At 63.8% G+C, this 24,470-nt stretch carries 25 protein-coding genes and 1 tRNA gene; 11 read left to right on the forward strand and 15 right to left on the reverse strand.

Features of this window, described 5'->3' with window-relative positions:
- Positions 1-96 precede the first annotated feature (96 nt).
- Positions 97-172 (reverse strand) — tRNA-Lys (locus BM173_RS00570).
- A gap of 114 nt (positions 173-286) precedes the next feature.
- Between BM173_RS00570 and BM173_RS00575 the strand changes: the two genes are divergently transcribed.
- Complete coding sequence (locus tag BM173_RS00575) at positions 287-868, forward strand: LbetaH domain-containing protein (RefSeq protein ID WP_090478260.1); 582 nt, start codon at positions 287-289, stop codon at positions 866-868.
- Here the strand turns inward: BM173_RS00575 and folK are convergent.
- Genes folK through BM173_RS00595 form a run of 4 tightly spaced genes read right to left on the reverse strand, consistent with a single transcriptional unit; the run spans position 825 to position 3,523 of the window.
- Positions 825-1,295 (reverse strand): 2-amino-4-hydroxy-6-hydroxymethyldihydropteridine diphosphokinase, encoded by a 471-nt coding sequence (gene folK, locus BM173_RS00580; RefSeq protein ID WP_245755710.1) that lies wholly within the window; start codon positions 1,293-1,295, stop codon positions 825-827. The two genes, BM173_RS00575 and folK, sit on opposite strands and share 44 nt — an antisense overlap.
- A gap of 13 nt (positions 1,296-1,308) precedes the next feature.
- Positions 1,309-1,731, reverse strand: a complete 423-nt coding sequence (locus tag BM173_RS00585; protein WP_090476353.1) for a hypothetical protein — start codon at positions 1,729-1,731, stop codon at positions 1,309-1,311.
- 2 nt (positions 1,732-1,733) lie between these two features.
- A complete protein-coding gene (gene aguB, locus BM173_RS00590; protein ID WP_090476354.1) occupies positions 1,734-2,609 on the reverse strand; it encodes an N-carbamoylputrescine amidase in 876 nt (291 codons plus the stop codon).
- 8 nt (positions 2,610-2,617) lie between these two features.
- Complete coding sequence (locus BM173_RS00595) at positions 2,618-3,523, reverse strand: class I SAM-dependent methyltransferase (protein ID WP_245755711.1); 906 nt, start codon at positions 3,521-3,523, stop codon at positions 2,618-2,620.
- A 101-nt stretch (positions 3,524-3,624) separates the two neighbouring features.
- On the opposite strand from BM173_RS00595, the gene msrA reads away from it, so the two are divergent.
- Positions 3,625-4,164: a peptide-methionine (S)-S-oxide reductase MsrA gene (msrA, locus tag BM173_RS00600; RefSeq protein ID WP_090476356.1), complete on the forward strand. Its 540-nt coding sequence runs from the start codon at positions 3,625-3,627 to the stop codon at positions 4,162-4,164.
- A 256-nt stretch (positions 4,165-4,420) separates the two neighbouring features.
- Here msrA and BM173_RS00605 read toward each other — a convergent pair whose 3' ends face one another.
- Positions 4,421-5,434 carry an amidohydrolase family protein gene (locus tag BM173_RS00605; RefSeq protein WP_090476357.1) on the reverse strand — a complete coding sequence of 338 codons (1,014 nt, stop codon included), beginning with the start codon at positions 5,432-5,434 and terminating at the stop codon, positions 4,421-4,423.
- Between the two features lie 114 nt (positions 5,435-5,548).
- Positions 5,549-6,796 (reverse strand): RsmB/NOP family class I SAM-dependent RNA methyltransferase, encoded by a 1,248-nt coding sequence (locus BM173_RS00610; protein ID WP_090476359.1) that lies wholly within the window; start codon positions 6,794-6,796, stop codon positions 5,549-5,551.
- Between the two features lie 56 nt (positions 6,797-6,852).
- Between BM173_RS00610 and BM173_RS00615 the strand changes: the two genes are divergently transcribed.
- Both BM173_RS00615 and BM173_RS00620 read left to right on the forward strand, forming a co-directional pair.
- A complete protein-coding gene (locus BM173_RS00615) occupies positions 6,853-7,011 on the forward strand; it encodes a DUF1674 domain-containing protein (RefSeq protein WP_177201765.1) in 159 nt (52 codons plus the stop codon).
- Complete coding sequence (locus BM173_RS00620) at positions 7,011-7,283, forward strand: hypothetical protein (RefSeq protein WP_090476362.1); 273 nt, start codon at positions 7,011-7,013, stop codon at positions 7,281-7,283. Before BM173_RS00615 ends, BM173_RS00620 begins: the two co-directional genes overlap by 1 nt.
- On the opposite strand, the gene BM173_RS00625 is transcribed toward BM173_RS00620, so the two are convergent.
- Genes BM173_RS00625 through BM173_RS00640 form a run of 4 tightly spaced genes read right to left on the reverse strand, consistent with a single transcriptional unit; the run spans position 7,258 to position 12,810 of the window.
- Positions 7,258-8,658, reverse strand: a complete 1,401-nt coding sequence (locus BM173_RS00625; protein ID WP_090476364.1) for a cytochrome P450 — start codon at positions 8,656-8,658, stop codon at positions 7,258-7,260. The two genes, BM173_RS00620 and BM173_RS00625, sit on opposite strands and share 26 nt — an antisense overlap.
- 48 nt (positions 8,659-8,706) lie before the next feature.
- Positions 8,707-9,729, reverse strand: coding sequence for a ferrochelatase (hemH, locus tag BM173_RS00630; RefSeq protein ID WP_090476366.1), 1,023 nt, complete (start codon positions 9,727-9,729; stop codon positions 8,707-8,709).
- A 10-nt stretch (positions 9,730-9,739) separates the two neighbouring features.
- Positions 9,740-12,064, reverse strand: a complete 2,325-nt coding sequence (locus BM173_RS00635) for a xanthine dehydrogenase family protein molybdopterin-binding subunit (protein WP_090476367.1) — start codon at positions 12,062-12,064, stop codon at positions 9,740-9,742.
- Positions 12,043-12,810, reverse strand: coding sequence for an Mrp/NBP35 family ATP-binding protein (locus BM173_RS00640; protein WP_245755775.1), 768 nt, complete (start codon positions 12,808-12,810; stop codon positions 12,043-12,045). The genes BM173_RS00635 and BM173_RS00640 overlap by 22 nt, the downstream gene beginning before the upstream one ends.
- A 312-nt stretch (positions 12,811-13,122) precedes the next feature.
- On the opposite strand from BM173_RS00640, the gene hflK reads away from it, so the two are divergent.
- The 3 genes from hflK (at position 13,123) to BM173_RS00655 (ending at position 16,762) form a co-directional block, all read left to right on the forward strand.
- Positions 13,123-14,232, forward strand: a complete 1,110-nt coding sequence (gene hflK / locus BM173_RS00645) for a protease modulator HflK (RefSeq protein ID WP_245755712.1) — start codon at positions 13,123-13,125, stop codon at positions 14,230-14,232.
- A gap of 13 nt (positions 14,233-14,245) precedes the next feature.
- The gene (gene hflC / locus BM173_RS00650) at positions 14,246-15,079 is read left to right on the forward strand and encodes a protease modulator HflC (protein WP_090478266.1); all 834 of its coding nucleotides are present in this window, start codon (positions 14,246-14,248) and stop codon (positions 15,077-15,079) included.
- Between the two features lie 132 nt (positions 15,080-15,211).
- Positions 15,212-16,762 (forward strand): Do family serine endopeptidase, encoded by a 1,551-nt coding sequence (locus BM173_RS00655; RefSeq protein ID WP_090478269.1) that lies wholly within the window; start codon positions 15,212-15,214, stop codon positions 16,760-16,762.
- 79 nt (positions 16,763-16,841) lie between these two features.
- Here the strand turns inward: BM173_RS00655 and BM173_RS00660 are convergent, their stop codons facing one another.
- Positions 16,842-19,046: a transglycosylase domain-containing protein gene (locus BM173_RS00660; protein WP_090476373.1), complete on the reverse strand. Its 2,205-nt coding sequence runs from the start codon at positions 19,044-19,046 to the stop codon at positions 16,842-16,844.
- Positions 19,047-19,152: 106 nt separating this feature from the next.
- Entirely contained in the window at positions 19,153-19,551 is a 399-nt protein-coding gene (gene msrB / locus BM173_RS00665; protein ID WP_090476375.1) for a peptide-methionine (R)-S-oxide reductase MsrB, read from the reverse strand.
- A 222-nt stretch (positions 19,552-19,773) separates the two neighbouring features.
- Between msrB and rpsT the strand changes: the two genes are divergently transcribed.
- From rpsT to BM173_RS00685, 4 genes are all read left to right on the forward strand, one after another.
- Positions 19,774-20,034, forward strand: a complete 261-nt coding sequence (rpsT, locus tag BM173_RS00670; protein WP_090476377.1) for a 30S ribosomal protein S20 — start codon at positions 19,774-19,776, stop codon at positions 20,032-20,034.
- Positions 20,035-20,489: 455 nt separating this feature from the next.
- Complete coding sequence (dnaA, locus tag BM173_RS00675) at positions 20,490-21,947, forward strand: chromosomal replication initiator protein DnaA (protein WP_090476379.1); 1,458 nt, start codon at positions 20,490-20,492, stop codon at positions 21,945-21,947.
- Between the two features lie 111 nt (positions 21,948-22,058).
- Positions 22,059-22,484: a DUF983 domain-containing protein gene (locus BM173_RS00680; protein WP_090476380.1), complete on the forward strand. Its 426-nt coding sequence runs from the start codon at positions 22,059-22,061 to the stop codon at positions 22,482-22,484.
- A gap of 2 nt (positions 22,485-22,486) precedes the next feature.
- Positions 22,487-23,251: a HesA/MoeB/ThiF family protein gene (locus BM173_RS00685; protein WP_090476382.1), complete on the forward strand. Its 765-nt coding sequence runs from the start codon at positions 22,487-22,489 to the stop codon at positions 23,249-23,251.
- Here the strand turns inward: BM173_RS00685 and BM173_RS00690 are convergent.
- Entirely contained in the window at positions 23,248-23,724 is a 477-nt protein-coding gene (locus tag BM173_RS00690; protein WP_090476384.1) for a hypothetical protein, read from the reverse strand. The two genes, BM173_RS00685 and BM173_RS00690, sit on opposite strands and share 4 nt — an antisense overlap.
- 31 nt (positions 23,725-23,755) lie before the next feature.
- Complete coding sequence (locus tag BM173_RS00695; RefSeq protein WP_090476386.1) at positions 23,756-24,460, reverse strand: NAD-dependent deacylase; 705 nt, start codon at positions 24,458-24,460, stop codon at positions 23,756-23,758.
- Between the last annotated feature and the right edge of the window lie 10 nt (positions 24,461-24,470).

The following is a 24,470-nucleotide window of genomic DNA, read 5'->3' on the forward strand; positions in this document are numbered from 1 at the left end:
GGAAGGCAAAGCCCATCGGCCAGGCTGGCTCAAGGACATTCCCTCTGGGCCCGTGTCCGCGCCCTCGGAGAGTATTGCCGGAGGTAAGGGAAAAGGTGGTGAGCCGTGCTGGGTTCGAACCAGCGACCTACTGATTAAAAGTCAGTTGCTCTACCGACTGAGCTAACGGCCCGACCACGAGGGCCACCTAGGCATGCTATGGCGGGTGGTCAAGCATGGTTTCACCTGTCATCAATCCAAGCGCGAAATTAGCCGCAAGACGGCAAGCAAATGGAGCAAATGCAGCTTGGAACCCCTCGACGCCCGAACCGCTCGAAGCCGTGACGGAGGGCCATCCTTCTCGCTCGGCTCGCGGGTGCTGCGGGCAATATGGTCGGTCTGCTGGCTGTTGCTCGCGCGCTGGACACCGCCACCGCTGCATGGCTGGCGCGCATTCCTGCTGAAGTGCTTCGGGGCGAGGCTGGGACCGGATTGCCGCGTCCATGCGAGCGCGCAGATCTGGTGGCCGGGAAACCTCCACTGCGGGTCGTCGGTCCTGATCGGCCCCGGGACAATCATCTATAATCAGGGCAGGATCACGATCGGCGACGGCGCGATCATTTCGCAGCGGGCACACCTTTGTGCCGGCACACACGATATTGAGGACCCGCACTTCCAACTGGTCCTTGCCCCCATCGACATCGGGTCATCCTGCTGGGTCGCAGCCGAGGCTTTCGTGGGCCCCCGGGTTTCCATGGCCGAGGGATCCGTGCTCGCCGCCCGGGGGGTTCTGTTTGCCGACGCAGAGGCGTGGACCGTCTATTCCGGAAATCCCGCCAGCGCCCTCAAGACGCGCGCGCCGCAAGCTGGCGCAACGTCAGACCGGTAACCGGGTCGCGCCAATCGGGCGCAATCGCCGCCGCTGGCTGGAGGACGAACCCGCGACCGCGAAACAGTGGATGGGGAATGGCGAGGTCCGGAGACGACCATTCGCCGCCGCTCCACAGGATGATATCTATATCCAGCTGCCGCCGGCGCCACGGCGCGCCTGAGCGCCGGCGGCCGTATTCGCGCTCCATTTCCTGGAGCAGGGCGAGCATCTCTCGAGGCCCTTCTTGTGCAGCGACAATGGCCGCACCATTTGCGTATTCGCGATCAGATGGGCCAATCGGCCGGCTGCGCAGGAGGGGTGAGAAGCCTTCCACCAAGAGACCGCGCCGTTCGAAGTCGGAGCGGACATTTCCCAGGACCCGTCGCGGTCCGCCTATCCCCGGCACGCGCATGTTCGACCCGAGCGCAACGAGATAGCGGTGCACCCGACCCTCCATGTCAGAAAATCGCATTGACCGCTTCTTTTGCGGAGAAGTCGCCAAGCGTCACCCTGCGCCGACGCTTGATCAGTCCTTCTACACCGACGCTGAACGGCACCTCGATATCTTGGCTGTAGTTGGACGCCCGCATCTGCACGCAGAAGGACTTGTCGGAGGCGCGGTGCGTGATGATGGCCGCCGCGTGGATCAGCCCGCTTTCCGCCCTCGGACGCAGCAGGGCGGAGAGGCGATCCTGCACCCCCTCCTTCCCGTCGATGGGCGCGAGGTCGAGCACGGCCAGATTGTGGATGACGCCGCTGGCCCTCAGCTCGAATATCAAGGGGAAGAAATGGCCGTCCTTCTCGATCCGGGCGACCGCCGCTTCGAGCGCGGAGGTGAACAGGCGGTCAAGCTGCCCCTGGTCGATGCCCCCATCGCCCAAAGTCAGATATCCTCGCAAATCCGCGAATAGAGCTGCGGCCTGCGATCGCGGAAGAAACCCATTCCCGCACGATGCGTAGCAGCGCGATCGAGATCGAGAGTGGCCACAAGGACACCGTCCTCGTCGCGCCCGTACTGCTCAAGCAGGTCGCCCCATTCGTCGCTGATGAAGCTATGTCCGTAAAAGCTTTGCTGGCGGTCGTCGGGCCCTTCGTGGCCGATCCGGTTCGCTGCGGCGACGGGCATGCAGTTCGACACGGCATGGCCGATCATGGCCCGCCGCCACATGCGGCTGGTGTCGAGATCGGCGTCGTAAGGTTCCGATCCGATCGCGGTTGGGTACAGCAGGACCTCGGCACCCTTGAGTGCCATCACGCGTGCGCATTCCGGGTACCACTGGTCCCAGCAGATGCCGACGCCGATCCGGGCAGAACCGCCAATGCAGGGCACGTCCCAAACCTTGAACCCATCGTTCCCGGGCCGGAAGTAGTACTTTTCCTCATACCCCGGGCCATCGGGGATGTGGCTCTTGCGATAGGTCCCCATGATCGCGCCATCGGGCCCGATCATCGCCAGCGTGTTGTAATAGTGATGCCCGTCGCGCTCGAAATAGCTGGTCGGGATCGCCACCTTCAGCTTCGCCGCCATCTCCTGCATGGCGAGGACCGAAGGATGCTCCGCCGTGGGGCGCGCGCGGGCGAACAGCGCTTCGTCCTCTTCGCGGCAGAAGTACTCGCCGGCAAACAGCTCGGGCGGCAGGATTACCTGCGCGCCCTTGCCTGCCGCCTCCTCCACGAGCGCGGCCACGGCGGCCACGTTCTCGCTTTCGTCCTTGCGGGCAAGGGCAAGCTGGAGGACGGCGACGGTCAGCTGGCGCATAACGGGCCTCAGGGACGCTTCTTGAACAGGAGCGTCATGCGATCGCTTTCGCCCTTGTCGGCAAGATCGGCGCGCTTGGTGCTCTGGACCGGGGGCATTTCCCACACGCCGCCTTCATGGTCGGCAGTATCCATGGGGTTGGCGTTGATCTCGCTCGAGGCGACGAGGTCGAAGCCGTTGAGGCGCATGAAATCGACGACGTCCTGCTGGCGCAAGTACCCCTTGGTGCCATTGGCATAGGACCATGGCGCATCGGCTTTCGCGCGGTGCTGGACCACGCCGAGATAGCCGTTGTCCTTGAGCAGTTCGCGCATGGCGCGGATCTCGGTATCGGCAATGCCGGCGCGGGTGATGCCGTGGAGGCTGCGAATGACGAGAATCCGGTCGAAGGTGCCCTTCTGGTCATCCGGGATCGTCTCCAGCGTCATGCCGGAGAAGTTGTCTGCGGAAAGCCCGGTATAGCCCGCCACTTCCTCGCCGAAGGCGGCAGCTGCGGCGCGGATGCGGTCCTGGCGTTCCGCATCGCTGGTGGCGTTGAGCGGGTTGGCATAGAGGCCGACCAGTTCGCCCTCGCCGCCGAGGTAATGGCCGAGCAGGCGCGAATACCAGCCGCCGCCGGGGGCGTATTCGCCCACCTTCATGTGCGGGCCGACGTGGAAGAAGGCGAGCGTTTCGGCCGGGTGGCGATACGCGTCGCGCTGGCTGTCTTCGGCGCGGGTGGGATGCTGGATGGCACCCGACAGGGCCTCGCCGTGGTGCTTCATGAAGGTAGCAGTGTCTTTCACATGCTCGGCCATATCGTGGCCGGCGTGATGACCCTTGTGCTCTCCCTTGCCGTGACCGTCGGCAATGGCAGGCGCTGCGATCGCCAGGGTGGTCGCGGCGGCAGCGGCGGCAAGCAGTGTACGCATCATGTCTCTCCTTGAAACTGTCCCGCGCCTCCTGCCTGCACACGCACTGGATGACAAGCGGGGAGAGGCTTCCTATCTCGCAGTCCAACAAGGAGAATGACTACATGGCGCAGCAACAGGCGATTGTCGCAGGCGGATGCTTCTGGTGCACCGAAGCGGTGATGAAGGACGTGATCGGCGTGAGCGAGGTCGAAAGCGGATACATCGGCGGCGACAAGCCGAACCCCACCTACAAGGAGGTCTGCACCGGCACGACCGGCCATGCCGAGGGCGTGCGCGTCACCTTCGACGACGAACAGCTTGCGCTCGCTGATCTCTACGACGTTTTCCTCGGCACGCACGACCCGACCCAGCTCAACCGCCAGGGCGGAGACATCGGCACCCAGTACCGCAGCGCCATCTTCCCCCTCGATGACGACCAGCGCGCAGAGGCCGAAGCGGCGATCCAGCGCTGGAACGAGGACCACGCCGGCCAGAGCGCGGTGACCACGATCGAGACCGGCGAATGGTACCCGGCAGAAGACTACCACCAGGAGTATTGGGACGGCGAAGGCCAGCGCAATCCCTACTGCCTCGCGGTCATCCCGCCCAAGCTGATGAAGCTGAGGAAGAGCTTCCAGAAGTACCTCAAGCCCGAAGCCTGAGACCCCCATTCCCGCTGTAGGACGCAGGTAGGACTGCCCCCAGCCTGCCCTACAGAGTGGAACGGGTGGAACACGGTCCTGGGAAAGAAATTGCCGACAGCGCGCAAGCCCGAAGTACCCCTTACGGGAGATGTCTCTCTCGAATTCGGTGTCCGGGCTTTGCATGCCTTGAAGGCTGCCACGAAGGACTAAACGTAGGAAAGACGCTAGCGTCGGCTAACGACCCGATTCCGGACGTCATTTTCAGGTGTCATGCCTAGTTGGGCAGAACGCCCGTCGCCTTTGCCCTCGTATCTTCTGGGTCGAGCTTTAGAAATCGGACCGCATTCTCGAAAAGAATTTTGCGCTTCTGCTCCTCAGAAAGATACTCTGCTCCCTCGATTATCTCGATCGAGCGATCAAGCAGCTCAGGCCAGATCAACGCATCAACGCCGAAGAGGATTCGATTTTCAAGCCCCGCGTCGACAAGGGCTTTCAAGTCAGTATGAAAGTTACGGGACCATGTAATTGGCCCACTCAATTCGACGTATAGCTGCGGGTAGGTCCACAGCATCATTTTCAGTTCATCCTGAAATCCCGTAGCCATATGTTGGATTGAAATCCGAAGGGACGGATGGCCAGAAAGTACATCTTCCAATAGAATCGGATTGCCTGCTGAGACTCGATAACTGGGAATAATAGTAGACGCACCAGGAGGACCGGTTCCCATGTGGTAGCCGATCGGAACGTCCAACTCCTCCATTAATGCCCAGACACCATTCATCCGCGGGTCATTGGGCGCGATGCCTCGATATTGGTTGGTCACTTCACCCAGCATCACGAAGCCACCATTAGTCAGAGCTTCGCGTAACCAACCCAGATCCTCGTGATCATCACGTTCGACTGAAAACTGAATGCTCGGAATGAATCGGCCTGGCGCAGCTTTCATCCAATCCTTCACGCGATCAGGAGGACCTTGCAACAAGGCAATGGCATTGTTCGCCTCCAAACGCTCGATCGTTTGCCTCATTAGGACTTCGTCTGAATCAGCTGGGACAATAGGATCGTCGCATTCGGCCGCCTGCCAAGCCTTGAGATACTGCTGCCCAATATCTGACGAATGCTCGATGGCGGGTTCTAAATCCATGAGTGGGACACAGTAGTACATATTCGGCGGATAATCCGAGGTTGCATCAGCGTGCATGTGCATGTCGATTATCGGCTCGCGCCCAAAAGCGCTCGACGGTGCCAAAGCGAGCAACATGGGCAAACTCACTAGCAATCTCTTCATCTCGCCCTCCCTCCCGATAGCAAGACTAGAGCGAGAAGAAGGAAAGTGAACCCCTCAGGCCTAGGGTTGGATGTCAGCAAACCACCCATTTTCAGACATCGAGCGATCTCGCTGCTAACCCGCCCGCCAGCGTGCGATGAAGAAGCCGTCGAGGCCGCCGTGGTCGGGCAGCATTCCGGGATCGGTGCGCAGCCAGCCTGCGGGAGTGGGTGACAGGCCCTCCGGCAGTTCGTCCTGCGTGATCGGGTGCGGTTGCAACGTCACGCGTTCGGCCTGCGCTTCGCCTTCTTCATCCTCCAGCGAGCAGACGGCGTAGACCAGCGTGCCGCCGGGCTTCAGCCAGCCCTGGGCGCGCTCCAATAGTGCGGACTGCAGCTCGGCCATTTCCTCGATCTGGCGCTGGCCGATGCGGTGGAGCACGTCGGGGTGGCGGCGGCAGGTGCCGGTTGCCGTGCAGGGCGCATCGAGCAGGATCGCGTCGAACTGGTGCTTGGGCTCCCACGCCAGTGCGTCGGCGCGCACGGTTCCGGCCTTCAGCCCGGTGCGTTTCAGGTTTTGCTTCAAGAGGTCGAGGCGGCGCTTCGAAATATCGAGCGCCGTGACCTTCCAGCCCTGCGCTGCCAGCTGCAGGGTCTTGCCGCCGGGCGCAGCGCACAGGTCGAGCACGTGGCGGCCATCGCCTTCGCCCAGCAGGCGCGCAGGCAGGGAAGCGGCAAGGTCCTGCACCCACCACGCGCCGCCGCCCTCTTTCGTGCCGAAGCCCGCCAGCTTCTCGACATTCTCGCCGCGCGGCAGGCGCAAATGTCCGGGCATCAGGCTGTCGGCGGCAAGCTTCGCCTTGTAGATCTCGGTCTCGCCCGCATCCTTCAGCGTCAGGTCGAGCGGGGGCGGTTCGGCGAGGCCGCTGGCGATCGGCCCGGCCCGCTCTCCCCATCGCTGGGCCACATCGGTCGGTAGCGTCGGCGCTTCGGGCAATACGAGTTCCTGTTTCGTCAGAGTCGAGAATACCCCGTGCGCCAGACGGCGCGGACCGCCAGCCAGCAGCGGCAAGCCGGTTGCCAGCACCGCGTGCGGCGGCGTCTCCAGCCGCAGCCACTGGGCCAGCATCATGCGCAGCACCATGCGCGCCTTGGCATCGCCGGGCAAATTGCTCTTCGTCGCGCTGTCGATTGCCGCATCGAGATCGACCATCCAGCGTAGCACTTCGCTAGCGATGGCGCGCGCCAGGGCCTTGTCCTCGAACTTGCGCACGTCCTTCGTGGCCGCGCCGAAGGCGGTATCGAGCGTCTCGCCGCGGCGCATGATTGCATCGAGCAGGCGAAGCGCGGCCTTGCGCGCGTGAATTCCGGGGGGCTGTGCCATGGGCGATGCGCCTACCCGCTCTTGAAACCGTGCGCCAGCCTGCGCATTTCATATGCATGACCAAACGCGCGACCAAGCGGCCCGAGAAATTCGAGAAGCCCGAACACTGGAGCAGCGAACCGCCGCCCAAGCCCGAGAAAGGCGAGATCGACGAGGACCTCAGCCCGACCCGCTATGGGGACTGGGTCAAGGACGGCATCGCGATAGATTTCTGATGGTCCGACCCGATCCGCTTGAATCGCAAGAAGCGCCGCAGGACCTTCGCTACATCCTCGCCACCTTAAGTGGCGGCGCGGCACTTCTGACCGGTCTGGCGATCAGCTGGAATGTCATCCAGGGTGGCACCTTCACGGGCAACGTCGGCAGCGAGATGTCCTTTTCCGAACGGCTCGCAACCGGGATATTCATCGCCCTTCTCGGTGCAGGCCTGCTTAACTACGCGGTTCGTGGAATGCGGCGGCTTAAATCGCCTTCAGACGAATCTTGAGCCCGTCCTTGGGCTTGGGGATCGGCCAGGCCTGCCAGTCTGGATCCCCGCCAGCCAGTTCGATGCGGTAGCGCGGCAGCATCTGCGCCATCAGCACCTTCACCTGCATATAGGCAAAGTGCAGGCCCAGGCACATGTGCGCACCCCCGCCAAAGGGGATCCATGCGTATTTGTGACGCGCCTTCACCGCCTCGGGCGTGAAGTGCATGGGATTGAATTCGTGCGGCGTTTCCCAGTGCTCTTCCTCGTGGTGGACGAAGTGGGCATTGATCCCGACATGCGCGCCCGCCGGGATTCGGTATCCGCCATATTCGAACGAGCGCAGCGCCCGGCGCGGGGTCGAAGGCACCGGCGGCACCATGCGCAGCGCTTCCTTGAAAGCCATTTCGGTGAGTTCGAGCTTGCCGAGATCCTCGTAAGCGAGATCGCGCGGCTTGCCCGAAGCGTCGAGCCCGCCGGTCACGCTCTCGATCTCCTGCCGTAGCTTTTCCTGCCATTCGGGATTCTTCGCCAGCAACCAGACCAGTGAGGTCGCGCTGGAGGTGATCGTGTCGTGCGCCGCCATCATGAGGAAGTTCATGTGGTCGACAACCTCGTCCACCGGCATGAGCGAGCCGTCCTCATATTCCGCCGTGGCGAACTGGCTGAACATGTCCTGTCCGCCGCCTTCCGCGCGGCGGCGATGGGTTTCCTTGGTGAAATAATCGACCAGGAATTCGCGGCCCTTCACGCCCTTGCGCATCAGGGTGAACGGCAGGGGCTTGCGCACCGGGGCGACGCTGGCCTGCACCATGTAGACGAAGGCCTCGTTGATGCGGTCGGCTTCCGGGCCCCAGGGGATGCCGATGAAGCTGTCTGCCGCGAGGTCGAGGGTCAGTTCCTTGATCGCCGGGTAAAACTGGAGGTTGCCTGCGCCCCATTCCTCCATCCGCTTAGCGATGCCGCGGTTGAGGCTGCCGGAATAATGGCGCATCGGACCAGGCTTGAACGCGATGGAAAGCGCACGGCGGTCGACGCGGTGATGGTCGAAATCCATCAGCATCAGCCCGCGCGGGAAAAGCTGGTCGAGGATCGGCCCCCAACCCTGTTCGCTGCTGAACAGCTTCTGCCGGTCGAACAGCACCAGCTCGTTCGCATCCGCGCCGATCAGCGCGATATTCCAGCCGCCGAAAGCCTTGTTCTTGTAGACCCGGCCATATTTCTCCACCGCGCGACGCGTGAAGCCGTGCGGATCGGCCAGCATCTTGAAAGTGTTGCCGACGACCGGCCAGCCGCCCTCGCCCGGGATATGCGCCAATTCGTCGGGCGAAGGATTGCCTTCGGTCCAGTGAGTGGGTGCGATTTCAGCCGGTTGGTGGGGCGCGAGGGTGGCCATAATTAGGTTGCTCCTGACTACTTACCTCCTTGTAAGTAATCGCGCAGCCTAAATCCAGCCCGACAATTCCCTGCGCAAGATATGCTCCAGCATGTCGAGCCCGGCATCCGAGGCATTGAGGCAGGAAAGGGCGGCAAACTGCTCGCCTCCGGCCTCGGTAAACTGCTCTTTGCCCTGGATCGCGAGCTCTTCCAGCGTTTCGAGGCAATCGGCCGAAAAGCCCGGCGCCGCGATGGCAAGCCGCTTGGTCCCGGCTTTCGCTTCTTCTTCCAGAACAGCATCCGTCGCAGGTTCAAGCCACTTGGCGGGACCGAAGCGTGACTGGAACGTCGTGCGGAAACGAAGGCCCGTCCCGGCTAGCTTTTCCTGCAGGAGACGCGAGGTCTTGTGGCAATGGCAGTGATAGGGATCGCCCAGCTCCAGCGTGCGCTGCGGCATGCCGTGGAAGCTGAGCAACAGGACCTCCGGCTCGAACTCGAGCGCATCCAGCTGGCGGGTCAGATCCAACGCCAGCGCATCGATATAGGCCGGGTCGTCGTGATAGGGCGGGAGGGTCCGCAGGCTCGCTTGCCAACGCATTTCCCGCAGCTTGTCCGCAGCCTTGTCCACAACCGTCGCACTCGTCGCGCCGCTATATTGCGGGTAAAGCGGGGCGAGGAGGATGCGCTCGCATCCCTTGTCCATCAGCGCCTGCATCCGCTCGGGGATCGAGGGCGTGCCGTAGCGCATGGCCCAGTCGACGATCACGCCATCGCCCAGCCGCGCCTGCATCGCTTCGGCCTGCTTGCGGGTGATTACCGCGAGCGGAGAGCCTTCTTCGGTCCAGACCTGCGAATAGGCATGCGCGCTCTTCTTGGGGCGCGTGTTGAGGATAATGCCGCGCAGGATCGGCTGCCAGGCGATCGCGGGGATTTCCACAACGCGGCGGTCCGACAGGAATTCGGCAAGGTAGCGCTTCACCGGCCCCTTTTCCGGCGCGTCGGGGGTGCCGAGGTTCACCACCAGCACGCCGACCTTGCCCGATTTCACGGGCGGATGATCATGGGGAAGTTTCTGATCCTGCCAGGTCAAAACGAACCTCTCACAAACCTTCTGACAACAACGGGAGGCGCCGCATCCTCAGGCCGGTCGCCGCAAACAGGGCGTTGGCGATGGCGGGCGCCGCCACGGCTACACCAAGTTCTCCCGGATCGAAGGGTTCCGCATCGCTCGAAATGAAATCGACCACTATGTCCGGGCAATCGGCAAGGCGCGGCAGGCCCAGCGCGCCCATGTTCCGCGGCACCGGGTGGCCGTTTTCGAACCTGACCGAGGAACCGAGCGCCAGTGACAGTCCGAAGACCAGTCCACCCTCGATCTGCTGGCGGGCAATGTCGAGATTGACGATCCGGCCGATGTCGACCGTGGCCGACAGCCTTGTGACCCGCGCGCCGCCGGCTCCCATCCCCGCCTGCGCGACGCAGGCGATATGGCCTGCCGTCTGCGGATCGTTGCCCATGCGGACCATGGCAACGCCCTGCCCGCTGCCCGAGCGCGCACCATCCCATTCGCCCAGCCTCGTCGCACGGCGCAGGCATTCCGCCATGCGCGGCACGCCACCAAGAAGGGCCATGCGATAGAGGAAGGGATCGCGTCCGGCCTCCGCCGCCAGTTCGTCGATGAAGCATTCGGTAAAGAACGCCGTCATAGCCTCCGCCCCGCCGCGCATCCGCGTGACAGGTAGGCGAATGCTGGCCGGGACATGGTCGACCGCCACGTCAGAGATGCCGTAGGGCGGCATCCCTCCAGCCACTGCCAGCGCGTCAGCTTCACCCCGGCTCTCTGCACGAGCGGCCTCGGGAACGAGGTTGTCGAACAGGCGGTGTCCCATTTCGCGCATGAAGGGCGGCGTCGTGATCCGCGCCCGCCAAGCCAGCGGCTGGCCGTCCGCGCCTGTCACAGCGGCCATGTCCGCCGTTGCCGGAGCGCGCGGGGGCACGGCCTGCAAGTCCTGCACCCTCGACCAGGTCAGCTGGACGGGCCGACCGATCTCCGCCGCGATCTGGGCGATTTCGATGGCGTGCTGTTTTTCCAGCCGCGCATCGAAACTGCCCCCTGCGGCGACGGGATAAAGCACCACGTCCTCGGCAGAAATGCCGATCGCCTTTGCCGCCGCTTCCCGCGCCAGCGAGGGCACTTGGGAGGCCATCCACAATTCCAGCCGCCCGTCGACAAAGCGCGCCGTCGCGCTCGCCGTTTCGAGCGGGGCATGGACCGCAGGCGCTATTTCATAACGGCGGACGAACGGAGCGTTTTCCAGCATCGCGTCGGGATCGCCGACTTCGACGATCCGCTCTGCCAGTTCTTCGCGCTGCTCCGACGCGCGTTCGAGATCGGTGTCGAGTACAGCCTGTTCGAGTGCGCCGGGACCGGTGAAATGGGCGCGCATTCGCGAGAGCGCCTGGTCCGCGATCCACCAGCTTTCCGCGACAGCGGCCAGCCAGCGCTTCGATTTGACGACTCCGACCAGGCCGCGCATCCCCGCAACCGCATCGGCGTCGAACCGGAAGAGTTCGGGCAGGCCGACCGGGCCGTGCCGGATGGAGGCGAAGACCATGCCGGGCAGGCGGATGTCGCCTGCGAACAAATGGCTGCCGTCGACCTTCGATGGCAGGTCGATGCGCGGGAAGCTGGTCTGCGCATCCGCTTCGCCGAATACGGGCTGTTCGAACGCTGCTTGCGGACGCAGCGGCGCGGGATCGGGCGGATCGAGTTCGCGGGCCTCGTCGACCAGTTCGCCGAACCGCAGTGCGCCTCCGGCTGCGTGGCGCACGAAGCCGTCTGCAACCTCGCATTCCTCGGGCACGACGTCCCAGCGCTCGGCAGCGGCGCGCACCAGCATGTCGCGCGCGCTGGCGGCAGCGATGCGCAGGGGCATCTCGTAGGCGGCAAGGCTGGTGCCGGCGGCGGTCGCGTTGAAGGCCTGCGCGGAAGCGAAGCGGTCGACCAGCCACGCATCGGGCGTATCGGCCAGCGAGGGGAAGTTCGCCCATAAGGGTGCCCAGTCCGCGGCCAGCGGCAAATTCGGGAAAAGCCCAGAAGGCATGACCGGCTCCGCCCCGACCTGGCGCCAGTCCGCGCCCAGTTCGACTGCGGCGATCTGGGCGAGCAGGGTGGTCACGCCCTGCCCCATTTCAAGCTGGGGAATAGCGACGGTCACCACGCCATCGCGGCCGATGGTCAGCCAGCCCCCGAAATCTGCCTCGGCTTCTCCCGGGACCAGGGTGGTGGCGTAATTTCGCGGCCAGAGCGTCCAGGCGACCAGCAACCCGCCAGCCGCAGCTCCGCCGACCAGCAGCTGGCGGCGGGAGACATCGGGCAGCTTGGCCCGGTCCTTGGCGGAGATCAGCTTCTCGCGGAAATCCATTCGGCCAACCTGTCGGCGATTGCGTTAAAAGGAGCTGCGAGTTCGGTGTCTCCGGCAGCCGGGGGATCGCCCGCATCGCTGCCCTGCCTGATCGCAAGGTCGAGCGGTATGCGTCCGAGGAACGGCAGTTCCAGCCTCTCCGCAGCAGCTTCCACACCGCCTGCCCCGAACGGGTCGGATACCTCGCCGCAATGGGGGCAAGCATATCCTGCCATGTTCTCCACCAACCCGATCACCGGAACCCCGGCCGCCTCGAACAGCTGCCCTGCGCGCGCGGCGTCGATCAGCGCGAGATCCTGCGGTGTTGAGATCAGCACGGCGCCGGCCGGCTTGTACTTCTGGAGCATGGTCAGCTGAACATCGCCCGTGCCCGGCGGCAAGTCGATCAGGATGACTTCGCGGTCGCCCCAATGCGCGTCGATCATCTGCGACAGCGCATTGCCGACCATCGGCCCGCGCCATGCAATCGCGCGGCCCGGCTGCACCAGGTGCCCCATCGAGAGCATCGGAATGTCGAACCGGCTTTCCACCGGCACCAGCTTATTTTCGCGCGCTTCGGGCTTGGCGTCTGCGGTACCGAAAATCACCTGCTGCGACGGGCCGTATATATCGGCATCGACGAGCCCAACCTTCGTACCGCGACGGGCCAAGGCGATGGCGAGGTTCGCCGTGAGCGTGGATTTGCCAACGCCGCCCTTGCCGGATCCGACAGCGATCAACAGCGGAGCGCTGCGTTCTGCCGTCATGACGACGCGCACTTCCTCCACATCGTCACGTGCAGTCAGACGCTGGGTGATATCGCGTTCCAGCGCGGCGCGCTGTTCTTCGCCCAGCCCTGCGGCATCCAGCACAAGTGTCGCGCGCCCTTCCTTCAGTGTCGCACCGCTCACACGGTCGGCAAATTCGGGGGGCAGGTTGTCGGTAAAATCGCTCGTCGCCATGCTGGGGGCTGCTGTAGCATCGAATTACAGGCCGCAACCCCTGTTTTTCCCGCAAAGGCTACCTATAAGACATTTATGAGAATTATGGACGGGTTTGGAAAAAGGATCGGCCTTGCAATGGCTGGTGGCAAGAATCCTTGGGGATCCAAGGGCGGATCATCCGGAGACGGTGATGGCGATACGCCAAAGGGCGGCAAGTCGAACGGGCCGAAGAACCCGTGGCTTCCGCCAGGCAGCGGAGGCGGTGACGGCGACCGCCGCGGTCCCAATATAGAAGACATCTTCAAGAGCCGCGGTCCCGAAGGTCCGCGCCGCACCGGCGGTCCCGGCGGCCCCAATTTCCGCATGCCCCAGCGCCCCGGAGGCAAGAGCTGGTTCCCGGTCGCTGTCGTGGCGATTATCGGTCTGGGCCTTGCTGCGACCAGTGTCCACCTGATCGGCCCGCAACAGGAAGCGGTGGTCAAGACACTGGGCAACTACACACGCTCGATGACGCCGGGCCTGCGGTTCTCTCTGCCCTTCCCGATCGAGACCGTCGATGTGGAAGACGTGCAGGGCGTCCGCGTCGTGCGCGTTCCCGAAGGCAGCCAGCAGGTGAAACTGATCCTGACAGGCGACCAGAACCTGGTCGACCTCAGCTTCATCGTGCGCTGGAACATCAAGGATCTCGAAAACTACAAGTTCGAACTGGTCGATCCGGTCGAAACGGTGAACGAAGTCGCCGAAGCCGCCATGCGTGCTGCAGTCGCGGAAAAGGAACTGGACGAGACCTTCTCGGGCCAGGGCCGTGCCGCCATCGAACAGGATGTGCGCGAGCGGATGCAGCGCACGCTGGACAGCTACCAGGCGGGTGTCCGCGTCCTGGGTGTCGAAATCGAAAAGGCCGACCCGCCCGCAGAGGTCGTCGACGCCTTCCGCGACGTGCAGGTCGCCGAACAGAACGCCGACGCGGCGCGCAACCAGGCGCGCGGCTATGCGCAGCAGGTGCTGGCACAGGCAGAAGGTGAAGCGGAGGCCTTCGACAAGGTCTACGAACAGTATCGCCTCGCCCCCGAAGTGACGCGCCAGCGTCTTTATTACGAAACCATGGAGCGCGTGTTGTCGAAGACCGACAAGACCGTGGTCGAAACCGGCGGGGTGCAGACCTACCTGCCGCTGCCCGAATTGAGGCGCCGTGCCCAGCAGGCGAACCCGACCACGACTGTCACCGCGCAGGAGGGCCAGTAACATGGCCATGAACATGCAACGCATCTGGGAAGATCATAAGGCGACACTCGTCGTTCTCGCCCTCGTGCTCGTCGGCCTCATGATGAGCGCCTATGTCGTGCCCGAAGAGGAACAGGTCGTAATCGTCCGCGCAGGTAAACCGATCGGCGTGGTCAACACGCCAAACGGCACCACCGGTGCAGGCCCCTACGTCCGCGTGCCCTTCATCGACCGCGTCGTGCGCATCGAGAAGCGCCTGCTCGATCTCGAGATGAGTGATGAGGAAGTTCTCTCGAACGACCAGCAGCGCCTGCTCGTCAATGCCTATGCGCGCTTCAGGATCATCGATCCTGTCACCATGGTGGAACGCGCCGGATCGACCGACGGGGTGCGCAATGCGCTCGAGCCGATCCTCAACTCGGTACTGCGCCAGGAACTGGGTCGCCGCACCTTCCAGTCCATGCTGACCGCCGAGCGCGGCAGTGCGCTGGCGAATGTGACCGCCAATCTCGACCGCCAGGCACGCCAGTACGGTGCCGAGGTCGTGGACGTGAAGATCACCCGCACCGACCTGCCCGACGCGCCGCTGCAATCGGCTTTCCGCCGCATGGAATCGGATCGTGAGCGTGAAGCGCGCACCATTCGCGCACAGGGTGGCCGCGATGCACGCATCATCCGCGCCGAAGCGGACGCCGAAAGCGCGCGGATCTACGCCGAAGCCTTTGGCAAGGATGCGCAGTTCTACGACTTCTACCGCGCCATGCAGAGCTATGATGCGACCTTCGCACCCGAGAACGGCGATGCGGAAAGCAGCATCATCCTGTCGCCGGACAATGAGTATCTGAGGCAGTTCCGCGGACGGCGTTGACCGTTCGTCGAACCGCCCGTGCGGCGTTCAAGGGGCATTCAGCGCCCCTTTGCACTCTCTTCTTTCCGGAACCGCAGGCGCGGGACCGCATAGAAGAGATGCGTGCCGCGCGCAGATGATATCGAAGAGGAAATGAAGGACGTGAAGCCAGTGCGATATGCCTATTCCGTAACCGCCGCCCTGCTTGCCGGAGGCGCAGCCCTTTCGCTCGCAGGCTATCCCGCAGGTGCCCAGGTCGCCCAGAACGACGACATGCGCATGTCCAATGTCGTGCCGCGTGCCGGAGCGCCCGCAAGCTTTGCCGACCTGACCGAGCAATTGCAGCCCGCCGTGGTCAACATCTCGACCCGCCAGCGGATCGAAGTGCCGACGAACAATGGCAATCCTTTCGCCGGCACTCCCTTCGAAGACCTGTTCAACCGCCGCAACGGGGGCCAGGAACGCGAACCGCAGTACCGTGAAGGCCAGTCGCTGGGTTCGGGCTTCTTCATCTCGGCAGACGGCTATGTCGTCACCAACAACCACGTCGTCAGCCCCTCGGGCCGCGGCACGGTTGAAGAGATTACCGTGACCCTGCCCGACGGCAGCGAATACGAAGCCGAACTGGTCGGCACCGATGCTCAGTCGGACCTTGCCGTGCTGAAGGTGAACCGCCGCGAAGATTTCCCCTTCGTCCGCTTCGGCGATTCCAGCCAGGCCCGCGTGGGTGACTGGGTGGTCGCGATCGGCAACCCCTTCGGCCTCGGCGGAACGGTGACCAGCGGCATCGTGTCCAGCGTGCTGCGCAACACGGGCGCGGGCGCATACGACCGCTACATCCAGACCGATGCCGCCATCAATCGCGGCAACTCAGGCGGTCCGCTGTTCGACATGCAGGGCAATGTGATCGGCATCAACAACGCCATCTATTCGCCGTCCGGCGGCAGCGTGGGCATCGGTTTCGCGATCCCGGCAGAGACCGCAGCCCCCATCGTCGCGAAGCTGCGCGAAGGCGTGGAGATTGAGCGCGGTTACCTGGGCATCCAGATCCAGCCGGTGACCGAAGACGTGGCCGCATCGCTGGGCCTGCAGCGCAATCGCGGCGAATTCGTGCAGTCGGTTCAGCCGGGCCAGCCTGCCGAGGAGGCCGGACTGGAACCGGGCGATATCGTCCTGTCGGTCAACAACCGTGCAGTGACGCCCGACCAGACGCTGTCCTATCTCGTGGCGAATATCGCACCGGGCACGACCATCCCACTCGAAATTTTCCGCGAGGGTGAACGTCGTCGTCTCAACGTGACGGTCGGCAAGCGCCCCAGCGAAGAGGAACTTCGCCAGAGCCAGATGTTCGATCCCGACGCGGAGCCCGAAGAAGACATGGGCCCTGCCGACAGCGAGATCATCGAAGATCGCCTCGGCCTGCAGGTACTCGAGATCACGCCGCAGATCGCCCGCCAGCTGGGTGCAAGCGCGGATACGGACGGTCTCGTTATCGCGGCCGTGAACCAAAACTCCGACGCAGCCCGCAAGGGTCTGCAGCGCGGGGACATCATCCTGAGCGCCAACTATCGCCCCGTCACAACCGTCGAGGATCTCGAAGGTACGGTGCGCGAGGCCCAGGCGGAGAATCGCGAAGCCGTGCTACTGCGCGTGCAGCGTCGCGGTCGCCCGGCGCAGTATGTGGCGGTCCGTCTCAGCCGCTAAGGCCAAGGCACAGGCAAACGAAGAGGCCCTCCCGGTTCGCGCCGGGAGGGCCTTTCTCTATGTGGACCGTGCTTTGCCGCTACTCCTGCGGTCTATTGCCTTGCCGGCGCGGTTCCTGCCTGCCGGTGGCCCGGTCTAGAAAGTCGTCGCCAATGGCCTGCGGGGCACCGTCGGCACCGCGCCCGGTGGCTGGCTGCTCGCGCAAAGGAGGACGCGTCGGGTCGGTAGGTTGCGGGCGCGGCTGGGGCTGCATTTGCGGCTGCTGCTGCGGCATGCCTTCGCCCTCTACAGGGAATGGCAGCTGCCCCTCGGGACCGGTCGGCTGGCGGCCTGGCTCGATCAGGTTCCCTTGCTCGTCGATGTAGTAATAGTCTTCCGGATCGCCGAAGAAGTACTCGTCATCCTCCTCGATCTGCCAGTCGGGCAGCTTGAGGTCGGTGTCGAATTCCTCGACCGGGCGATCCTTCACGGCATAGCGCATATAGGCCGAGAACGCCTGCGCAGGCGCCCGGCCACCTTGCAAGCCGCCCACCCGGCGGTTGTCGTCCCGGCCCATCCAGACACCTGTCGTGATGCCGGAGGAGAAGCCGACGAAATAGCCGTCCTTGTTGGAACTGGTGGTGCCCGTCTTGCCCGCCACGGGCCTCCCGATCTGCGCGGCGCGGCCGGTGCCCGTCTGGACGGCGGCCTGAAGCAGGTCGGTGATGCCGGCCGCGACATGGTCGGGCACGAGCTGCGAGCTGCGGGCCTGCTTGTGTTCGTAGAGCTTCTCGCCATCCGCCGTCGTCACCTTGACGATACCATAGGGTTCGACCGAGGCGCCCTTTGCCGAAATGGCCGCAAAGGCGCGGGTCATGTCGATCAGGCGAACCTCGTTCGACCCCAGCACCATTGCGGGATAGGTGTTGATCGGCGTGGTGATGCCGAACCGGCGGGCCATCGAGGCGACCGAGCCGAAACCGACCTCGTTGCCGAGCTGTGCCGCCACCGTGTTCACCGAATAGGCGAAGGCGGTGCGCAGGTCGGTTTCGCCGATATTTCGCCCGTTCGAATTGCGCGGGCTCCAGTCGCCGATCTTCACCGGCGTATCCACCACGCGGTCGTCGGGCGTGTAGCCTGCTTCCAGCGCTGCGAGATAGACGAACAGCTTCCAGCTCGATCCGGGCTGGCGCAGCGCATTGGTCGCGCGGTTGTAATTGGTCTCGACGTAATCGGTGCCGCCGACCAGCGCCAGGATGGCACCGTCTCGGTCGAGGCTTACCAAGGCACCCTGGGTGCCCTCGGGCACGTTCGCCTGTACTGCCGCGGTTGCGGCGCGTTGCATGCCGACATCGAGCGTGGTCCAGACTTCGATCGGCTCGAAAGTTTCCGGGAGCAGCAGGTCGAGCTGCGGCAGTGCCCAGTCGGTGAAATAGCGGACAGAGTTCTGCCCCACCTCCTCTTTCAGATTGACGGCCGAAACATCGACTCGGGCCTGGTCCGCCGTGATGCGTCCCTGTTCGCGCATCAGGCGCAGGACAACGCTGGCGCGCCCGACTGCAGCATCGACGTCGGCGGTGGGCGAATAGCGGCTTGGGGCTTTTACGAGACCGGCGATGATCGCGGCCTCGGCCACCGACAGTTCGCTTGCCGGGTGGCTGAAGAACTTCCGGCTCGCGGAATCGATGCCGTAGGCGCCGCCGCCGAAATAGACCTTGTTCAGGTAGAGCTCGAGGATCTGGTCCTTCGAGAACTTCCATTCCAGCGCCATCGCCAGGACCGCTTCACGCAATTTGCGGTCGATCGTGCGATTGGAATTGAGAAAGACGTTGCGGGCCAGCTGCTGCGTGATGGTCGAGGTCGCACCCAGCCGATTCTGCCCGGTCGCCCAGACATAGACGGCACGCGTCAGGCCGTAGGGGTCGACGCCGGGATGCGAATAGAAGCGCCGGTCCTCGACCGAAATCATCGCATCCTTCATCACCTGCGGGATTTCTTCGGACGACAGCCACTTGCCGTAGCTGGGACCGAGCTCGACGATCTCAGTGCCGTCGCGTGCACGCACGACGATCGTCTGGGCGTTCTGGGTTGCCTTCAGCTGGTAATAACTTGGCAGCGATCGCGCGGCGAAGCCAACGGCGATGGCGAGGAATACCGCGCCGAGGACAGCGGCGACAGCACCCCATAGGAACAGCCGCTTGGTCCAGCGCCAGAACCGGCTCGGCGGATTACGGCCATCGGCCTCGGCACGTTTCGCCCGCTCTGCGCGCGTTGCCTTCTTGCGCCGGCTGCCTCTTTTATCCATCCGTCGAAAATTCCCTCATGCGGCAAGCCGTGCCTTATAGATGCCGCAATTTTGCATGGCGACCCTCAACCCCGGCTGAACGCACGGTTCTTTACCGCATCTACGATCAGTCTTCCGGTTCGAAGTCCAGCGCAGCCGAGTTGATGCAATAGCGCAGGCCCGTTTCGCCCGGGCCGTCGGGGAAGACGTGGCCGAGGTGGCCCTCGCAATTGGAGCACACCACTTCCGTGCGGATCATACCGTGGCTCGTATCGCGATGCTCCTCGACGGCGGTATCATCTGCCGGAGCCGTGAAGGCTGGCCAGCCGCAACCGCTGTCGTATTTCTCGTCGCTTTCGAACAATAGCTGGCCGCACGCCGCGCAGTGATATTCACCTTCCTGAGCGTTCTTGTCGTATTTGCCGGTAAAGGCGCGCTCCGTGCCCTTTTCACGCAGGATGTGGTATTGTTCGGGCGTGAGCTCTTCGCGCCATTCGGCATCGCTCTTGATCAGCTTGTCGGTCACATATTGTCCTTTCGCATTCCCAACCCATATAGGGGCAACAGGAGGCGGTGCACGCGGTTCCTCGCTTTGATGCGATGCCGTGTCGCCTTGGGCTGGACGATTTGCTTGACGATTCGGACACCCGCCGCTAAGTGCGCCGCTTTCCGGCGGGGCATCCGCCTCTTTCGACACGACCAAACAGATTTCCGCCGCAAGTTTGATGCGGCCCGACCGAGGACAAACATGGCCAATACGCCGCAAGCCAAAAAGCGCATCCGCCGCAACGAACGCCGCGCCGAAATCAACGGTGCGCGCATGAGCCGCATCCGCAACTTCGTGAAGAAGGTCGAAACGGCCTGCGAAGCTGGCGACAAGGATGCCGCCAAGACCGCTCTCCAGGCAGCCCAGCCCGAAATGGCTCGCGGCGTTGCTCGCGGCGTTCTGCACAAGAACACAGCCTCGCGTAAGCTGAGCCGTCTTTCGAAGCGCGTCGCAGCGCTCTGATTCGCGGCTCCGGCGGCAACGCCGGGCACGAGATTGACAAAGGGGTCGACGCCACAGGTGTCGGCCCCTTTGACACATCTGGGGTCGATCAACGGATTTGCGTGAGAGCCGTTTGCCGGACCCTCGATCAAAAGTGAGCGTTTCCAACGATTCGCTTTTGCCGGACGGGCATATCGACGGAAAAACAGGGGTTTGAACGGCGGTCTGCGGCCTTGCGCGAGTCAACAAGTTTATTTCAGATTTTTTGCAGTTATCCCCCTTGCGACTCATCCCGTCTGCGACCTATCAAATGGTTCTGCCTGGGGGGGACAGCCCAGGCCATTTACATCGACGGTCGAGTGGGGGGATGCCCGTGAATCATGCGATTCCGGGCAACGGCGGAGCCGTGCCGCCCCTACGACGAGAACAGAATTTCCGGCCTTTGGACGGGTCCGGATACGGGGGGTTGAATTCACATGATCAAATCGGGTGACCTCGCCAATAAGCGGAAAGCGAAAGACGAAATGGAGGATCTGGAAGCGGTAAACCTGGCAGCCGATTGGGCTGACATCAGCCAGGGCCTGCGCAAGGATCTGGGACATCAATTGCACAGCCAGTGGATCAAGCCGATCCAGGTCGGGAAGATCGATGCCGAAACCGGCACGCTGGACCTGTTCCTGCCGACGGAATTCAGCGCCAACTGGGTAAAGGACCGGTTCGCCGACCGCCTCAGCCTGGCGTGGAAGATCGCCCGCAGCGAAGTGCGCAAGGTGAACATTTCGGTCCACCCGGGACGCCGCCAGGTCGCCGACCTGCGTCTCCACGGCGATGGCCGTCGCCCCGCCAACGACAGCGACACATCGATGATGGCTATCGGTGCCGATACGCTCGGCGACCAGGGCTTCACTTCCAGCGTCGGCCTCGACGCATCGCTCAGCTTCGCCGCATTCGTGACCGGCGAAGCGAACATCCTCGCCTTCAACGCCGCACAGCGCATGGCCGCGACGGAAAAGCCGCAGTTCAGCCCGCTCTACCTCAAGGCCGCGACCGGTCAGGGCAAGACGCATCTGCTGCACGCCATCGGTCACACCTTCCTGAAGACCCACACCCGCAGCCGCATCTTCTACTGCAGCGCGGAACGCTTCATGGTGGAATTCGTCCAGGCCCTGAAGGCCAACCGGATGATCGAATTCAAGGCCCGCCTGCGCAGCTTCGACCTGCTGCTGGTGGACGATATCCAGTTCATCATCGGCAAGGCTTCCGCACAGGAAGAATTGCTCTACACGATCGATGCGCTGCTGAACGAAGGCAAGCGGCTGGTCTTTGCAGCCGACCGCGCACCGCAGGCGCTCGACGGTGTCGAGCCGCGCCTCCTTTCGCGCCTGTCGATGGGTCTTGTGGCCGACATCCAGCCCGCCGACATCGAGCTTCGCAAGAAGATCCTGCACTCCAAGCTGAGCAAGTTCGCGCCGCTGGCCGTGCCGGAAGACGTGATCGAATTCCTCGCCCGCACCATCACGCGCAATGTGCGCGAACTGGTCGGCGGCCTCAACAAGCTGATCGCCTATGCCCAGCTGACGGGCCAGGAAGTCTCGCTGCAGCTGGCCGAAGAACAGCTGACCGATATCCTGTCGGCCAATCGCCGCCGGATCACCATCGACGAAATCCAGCGCACGGTCTGCCAGTTCTACCGGATCGACCGCTCGGAAATGAGCAGCAAGCGCCGTGCACGTGCGGTTGTACGCCCGCGCCAGGTGGCGATGTACCTCTCCAAGGTTCTGACCCCGCGCAGCTATCCCGAAATCGGGCGCAAGTTCGGTGGCCGCGATCACTCCACCGTGATCCATGCCGTGCGCCTGATCGAAGACCTGCGCGAGCGCGATGCAGACATGGACGGCGATGTGCGCAGCCTGCTGAGACAGCTTGAAAGCTGACGACAGACACCGCCGCGGCCCTTCGGATCGCTCCACAACCGGCACACCGCTTGTCGACACCCTGTTCACAGGGTTGTCGACAGCGCGCGTCTTACGCGGCAAAGGCTGCGCATGCCCCTCGACGATCAATCGGCCAAGCGCCCCGACCTGCCAGCCACAATCTGGGAAACCCTGCTGCGCGGAGCGCGCTGCCGTTGCCCGCGGTGCGGTGAGGGGAAGATATTCCGCCGCTGGCTGAAGCCGGTGGACGCGTGCCCTTCCTGCCAGCTGGACATCTCGGGCCAGCGCGCAGACGATTTTCCCGCCTACATCGCCATCTTCGTCACCGGACACCTCCTTGCGCCGGTCATCATTGCTCTCGGCTCGAGCGAGACCCTTTTTGCCTGGGCCGTGCTGGCGATCGTCATCCCCCTGGCGGTCGCCATGATGGTGCTCATGCTCCAACCATCCAAGGGCGCGGTTATCGGCCTGCAGTGGTGGAACGGGATGCACGGTTTCCGCAAGGAGCGCCTGCCCGAGATCGAAGAGGACACGTAGCCGTGAGCCTCGACGAACAACGCCTCGAACGCTTCGCCCGCCATATCGTGCTGCCCGAGATCGGCGGCGCGGGACAGGTTGCGTTGGCAGACAAGCATCTCGTCCTGGTCGGCCTCGGCGGCATCGGCTCTCCCGCTCTCCAGTATCTCGCCGCGGCCGGGATCGGCCGGCTGACACTGGTGGACGACGACAAGGTCGATGCGAGCAATCTCCAGCGCCAGACGCTCTATAACGAGCGCGATATCGGCTACGGCAAGGCCACCTGCGCCAAGCGCTGGGTGAAGCTGTTCGACCCCGTGCTGGAGGTCGAGATAAGCGACCGCCGGATCGATGGGGACAATGTCGATGCGCTGGTCGCAGGCGCGGACCTCGTGATGGACGGGACCGACAATTTCGCCACACGGCTGGCGGTCTCCGACGCCTGCGTCAGGGCGGGCGTCCCGCTGCTTTCTGCCGCAGTGGGCCGCTTCCAGGGACAGGTCGGTGCCTTTGCCGGGCACCTGCCGGACCAGTCATGCTATCGCTGCTTTGTCGGCGATGCTTTCGATGCCGAGGATTGCGACACTTGCGCGGAAGACGGCATGCTGGGCGCGATGGCCGGATGGGTGGCGACATTCGGTGTGATGCAGGCAGTCCGCATCTTGTTGGACGGGGTCAGCGCCTTCGGACGGTCCGACTGGGGCAAGGTCTATTTGCTGGACGGCCTCAATCCCGGGCTGCGGGCGTTTTCGATCGCCAAGGATCCGGCCTGCAACGGCTGCGGCTAGCGCCACCACTCCCGTTGGCGTTTCTCGTTTGCCTGCTCGAGCGCCGATTTCTTGCGCTCGGGATCGGGCCTGCACCGTGTGCTCGACCCAGTAGGGCTCTTCTCGCAAATGCGCCCAAGCCGGTCGCGTCCGGGTTCAGGAGTATCCAGCACCCACCAGGCCATTCCAGCCAACAGCACTGCGCCTGCAATCAGTGCGCGTAGTCCGAAGTAGGCGCAGCCTCCGCTGGTCGCAGCGCCCTGGTAATCGTGCTGCGCCATGCTTGCCTTGGTATTGCGGGTGCCGCTGATGAACGCGGTACCTCCCAAGAGGACCAGCACTACCGGGCTCAGGAACATCAGGCCGAGCGACCAGACGATGAGTTCATTCGAAAAGACGCCGTTATCGGACGAAAGCACCGACCACCACCAATAGGCGAGGTAGAGATACGGCAGCACCAGAAGGGTGCAAATGATCGTTGCTCTGCGCGACATGTCCCCTCCCTAGCCGCGAAACCTTGCGAAATTACCCAGTGCCGAGCAATTCCTCGACCCATTCGGGGACCAGCTTGCCGGCCGGCCCCTGGCGCGATTCGTGAAACCAGTGCGATCCTTCGCTGCGTTCGAGGTTGAGTTCGAGAGTCTTTACGCCAAGCTCGCGCGCGTCGCTGACGAAGCCTGCGGCGGGATAGACCGCGCCGCTCGTGCCGATCGACACGAACAGGTGCGCGCTGCGCAGGGCAGCATAGATGCGGTCCATCTGGTAAGGCATCTCGCCGAACCAGACGACATCGGGCCTGAGCGAACGCGCCTCGCAACTGGGGCATTCCGGGCGATCGATGAGGGGGCCGGTCCAATGATGGCGGCGCTCGCAAATCGGGCATAGCGCACTGAGCAATTCCCCGTGCATGTGGACGACGCGGCTCGCCCCGGCGCGCTCGTGCAGATCGTCGACATTCTGGGTGACGATCAGCAACCCGCCTTCCCATTCCCGGTCGAGCCGCGCCAGTGCCTCGTGAGCCGGATTGGGCGCCACCTTCTGCACCGCCTCCCGCCGCGCATCGTAGAAGCGCTGGACCAGCGCCGGATCACGCTCGTACCCCTGCGGCGTCGCCACATCCTCGACCCGGTGCTTTTCCCACAATCCGCCTGCGTCGCGGAAGGTATCGATCCCGCTTTCGGCGGAAATGCCGGCCCCGGTCAGGACGACAATGTTGCGTAGCTCGGCCATAGGTTCCATG

This window comes from Qipengyuania nanhaisediminis, assembly GCF_900115585.1.
Classification (GTDB): Bacteria; Pseudomonadota; Alphaproteobacteria; order Sphingomonadales; family Sphingomonadaceae; genus Qipengyuania; species Qipengyuania nanhaisediminis.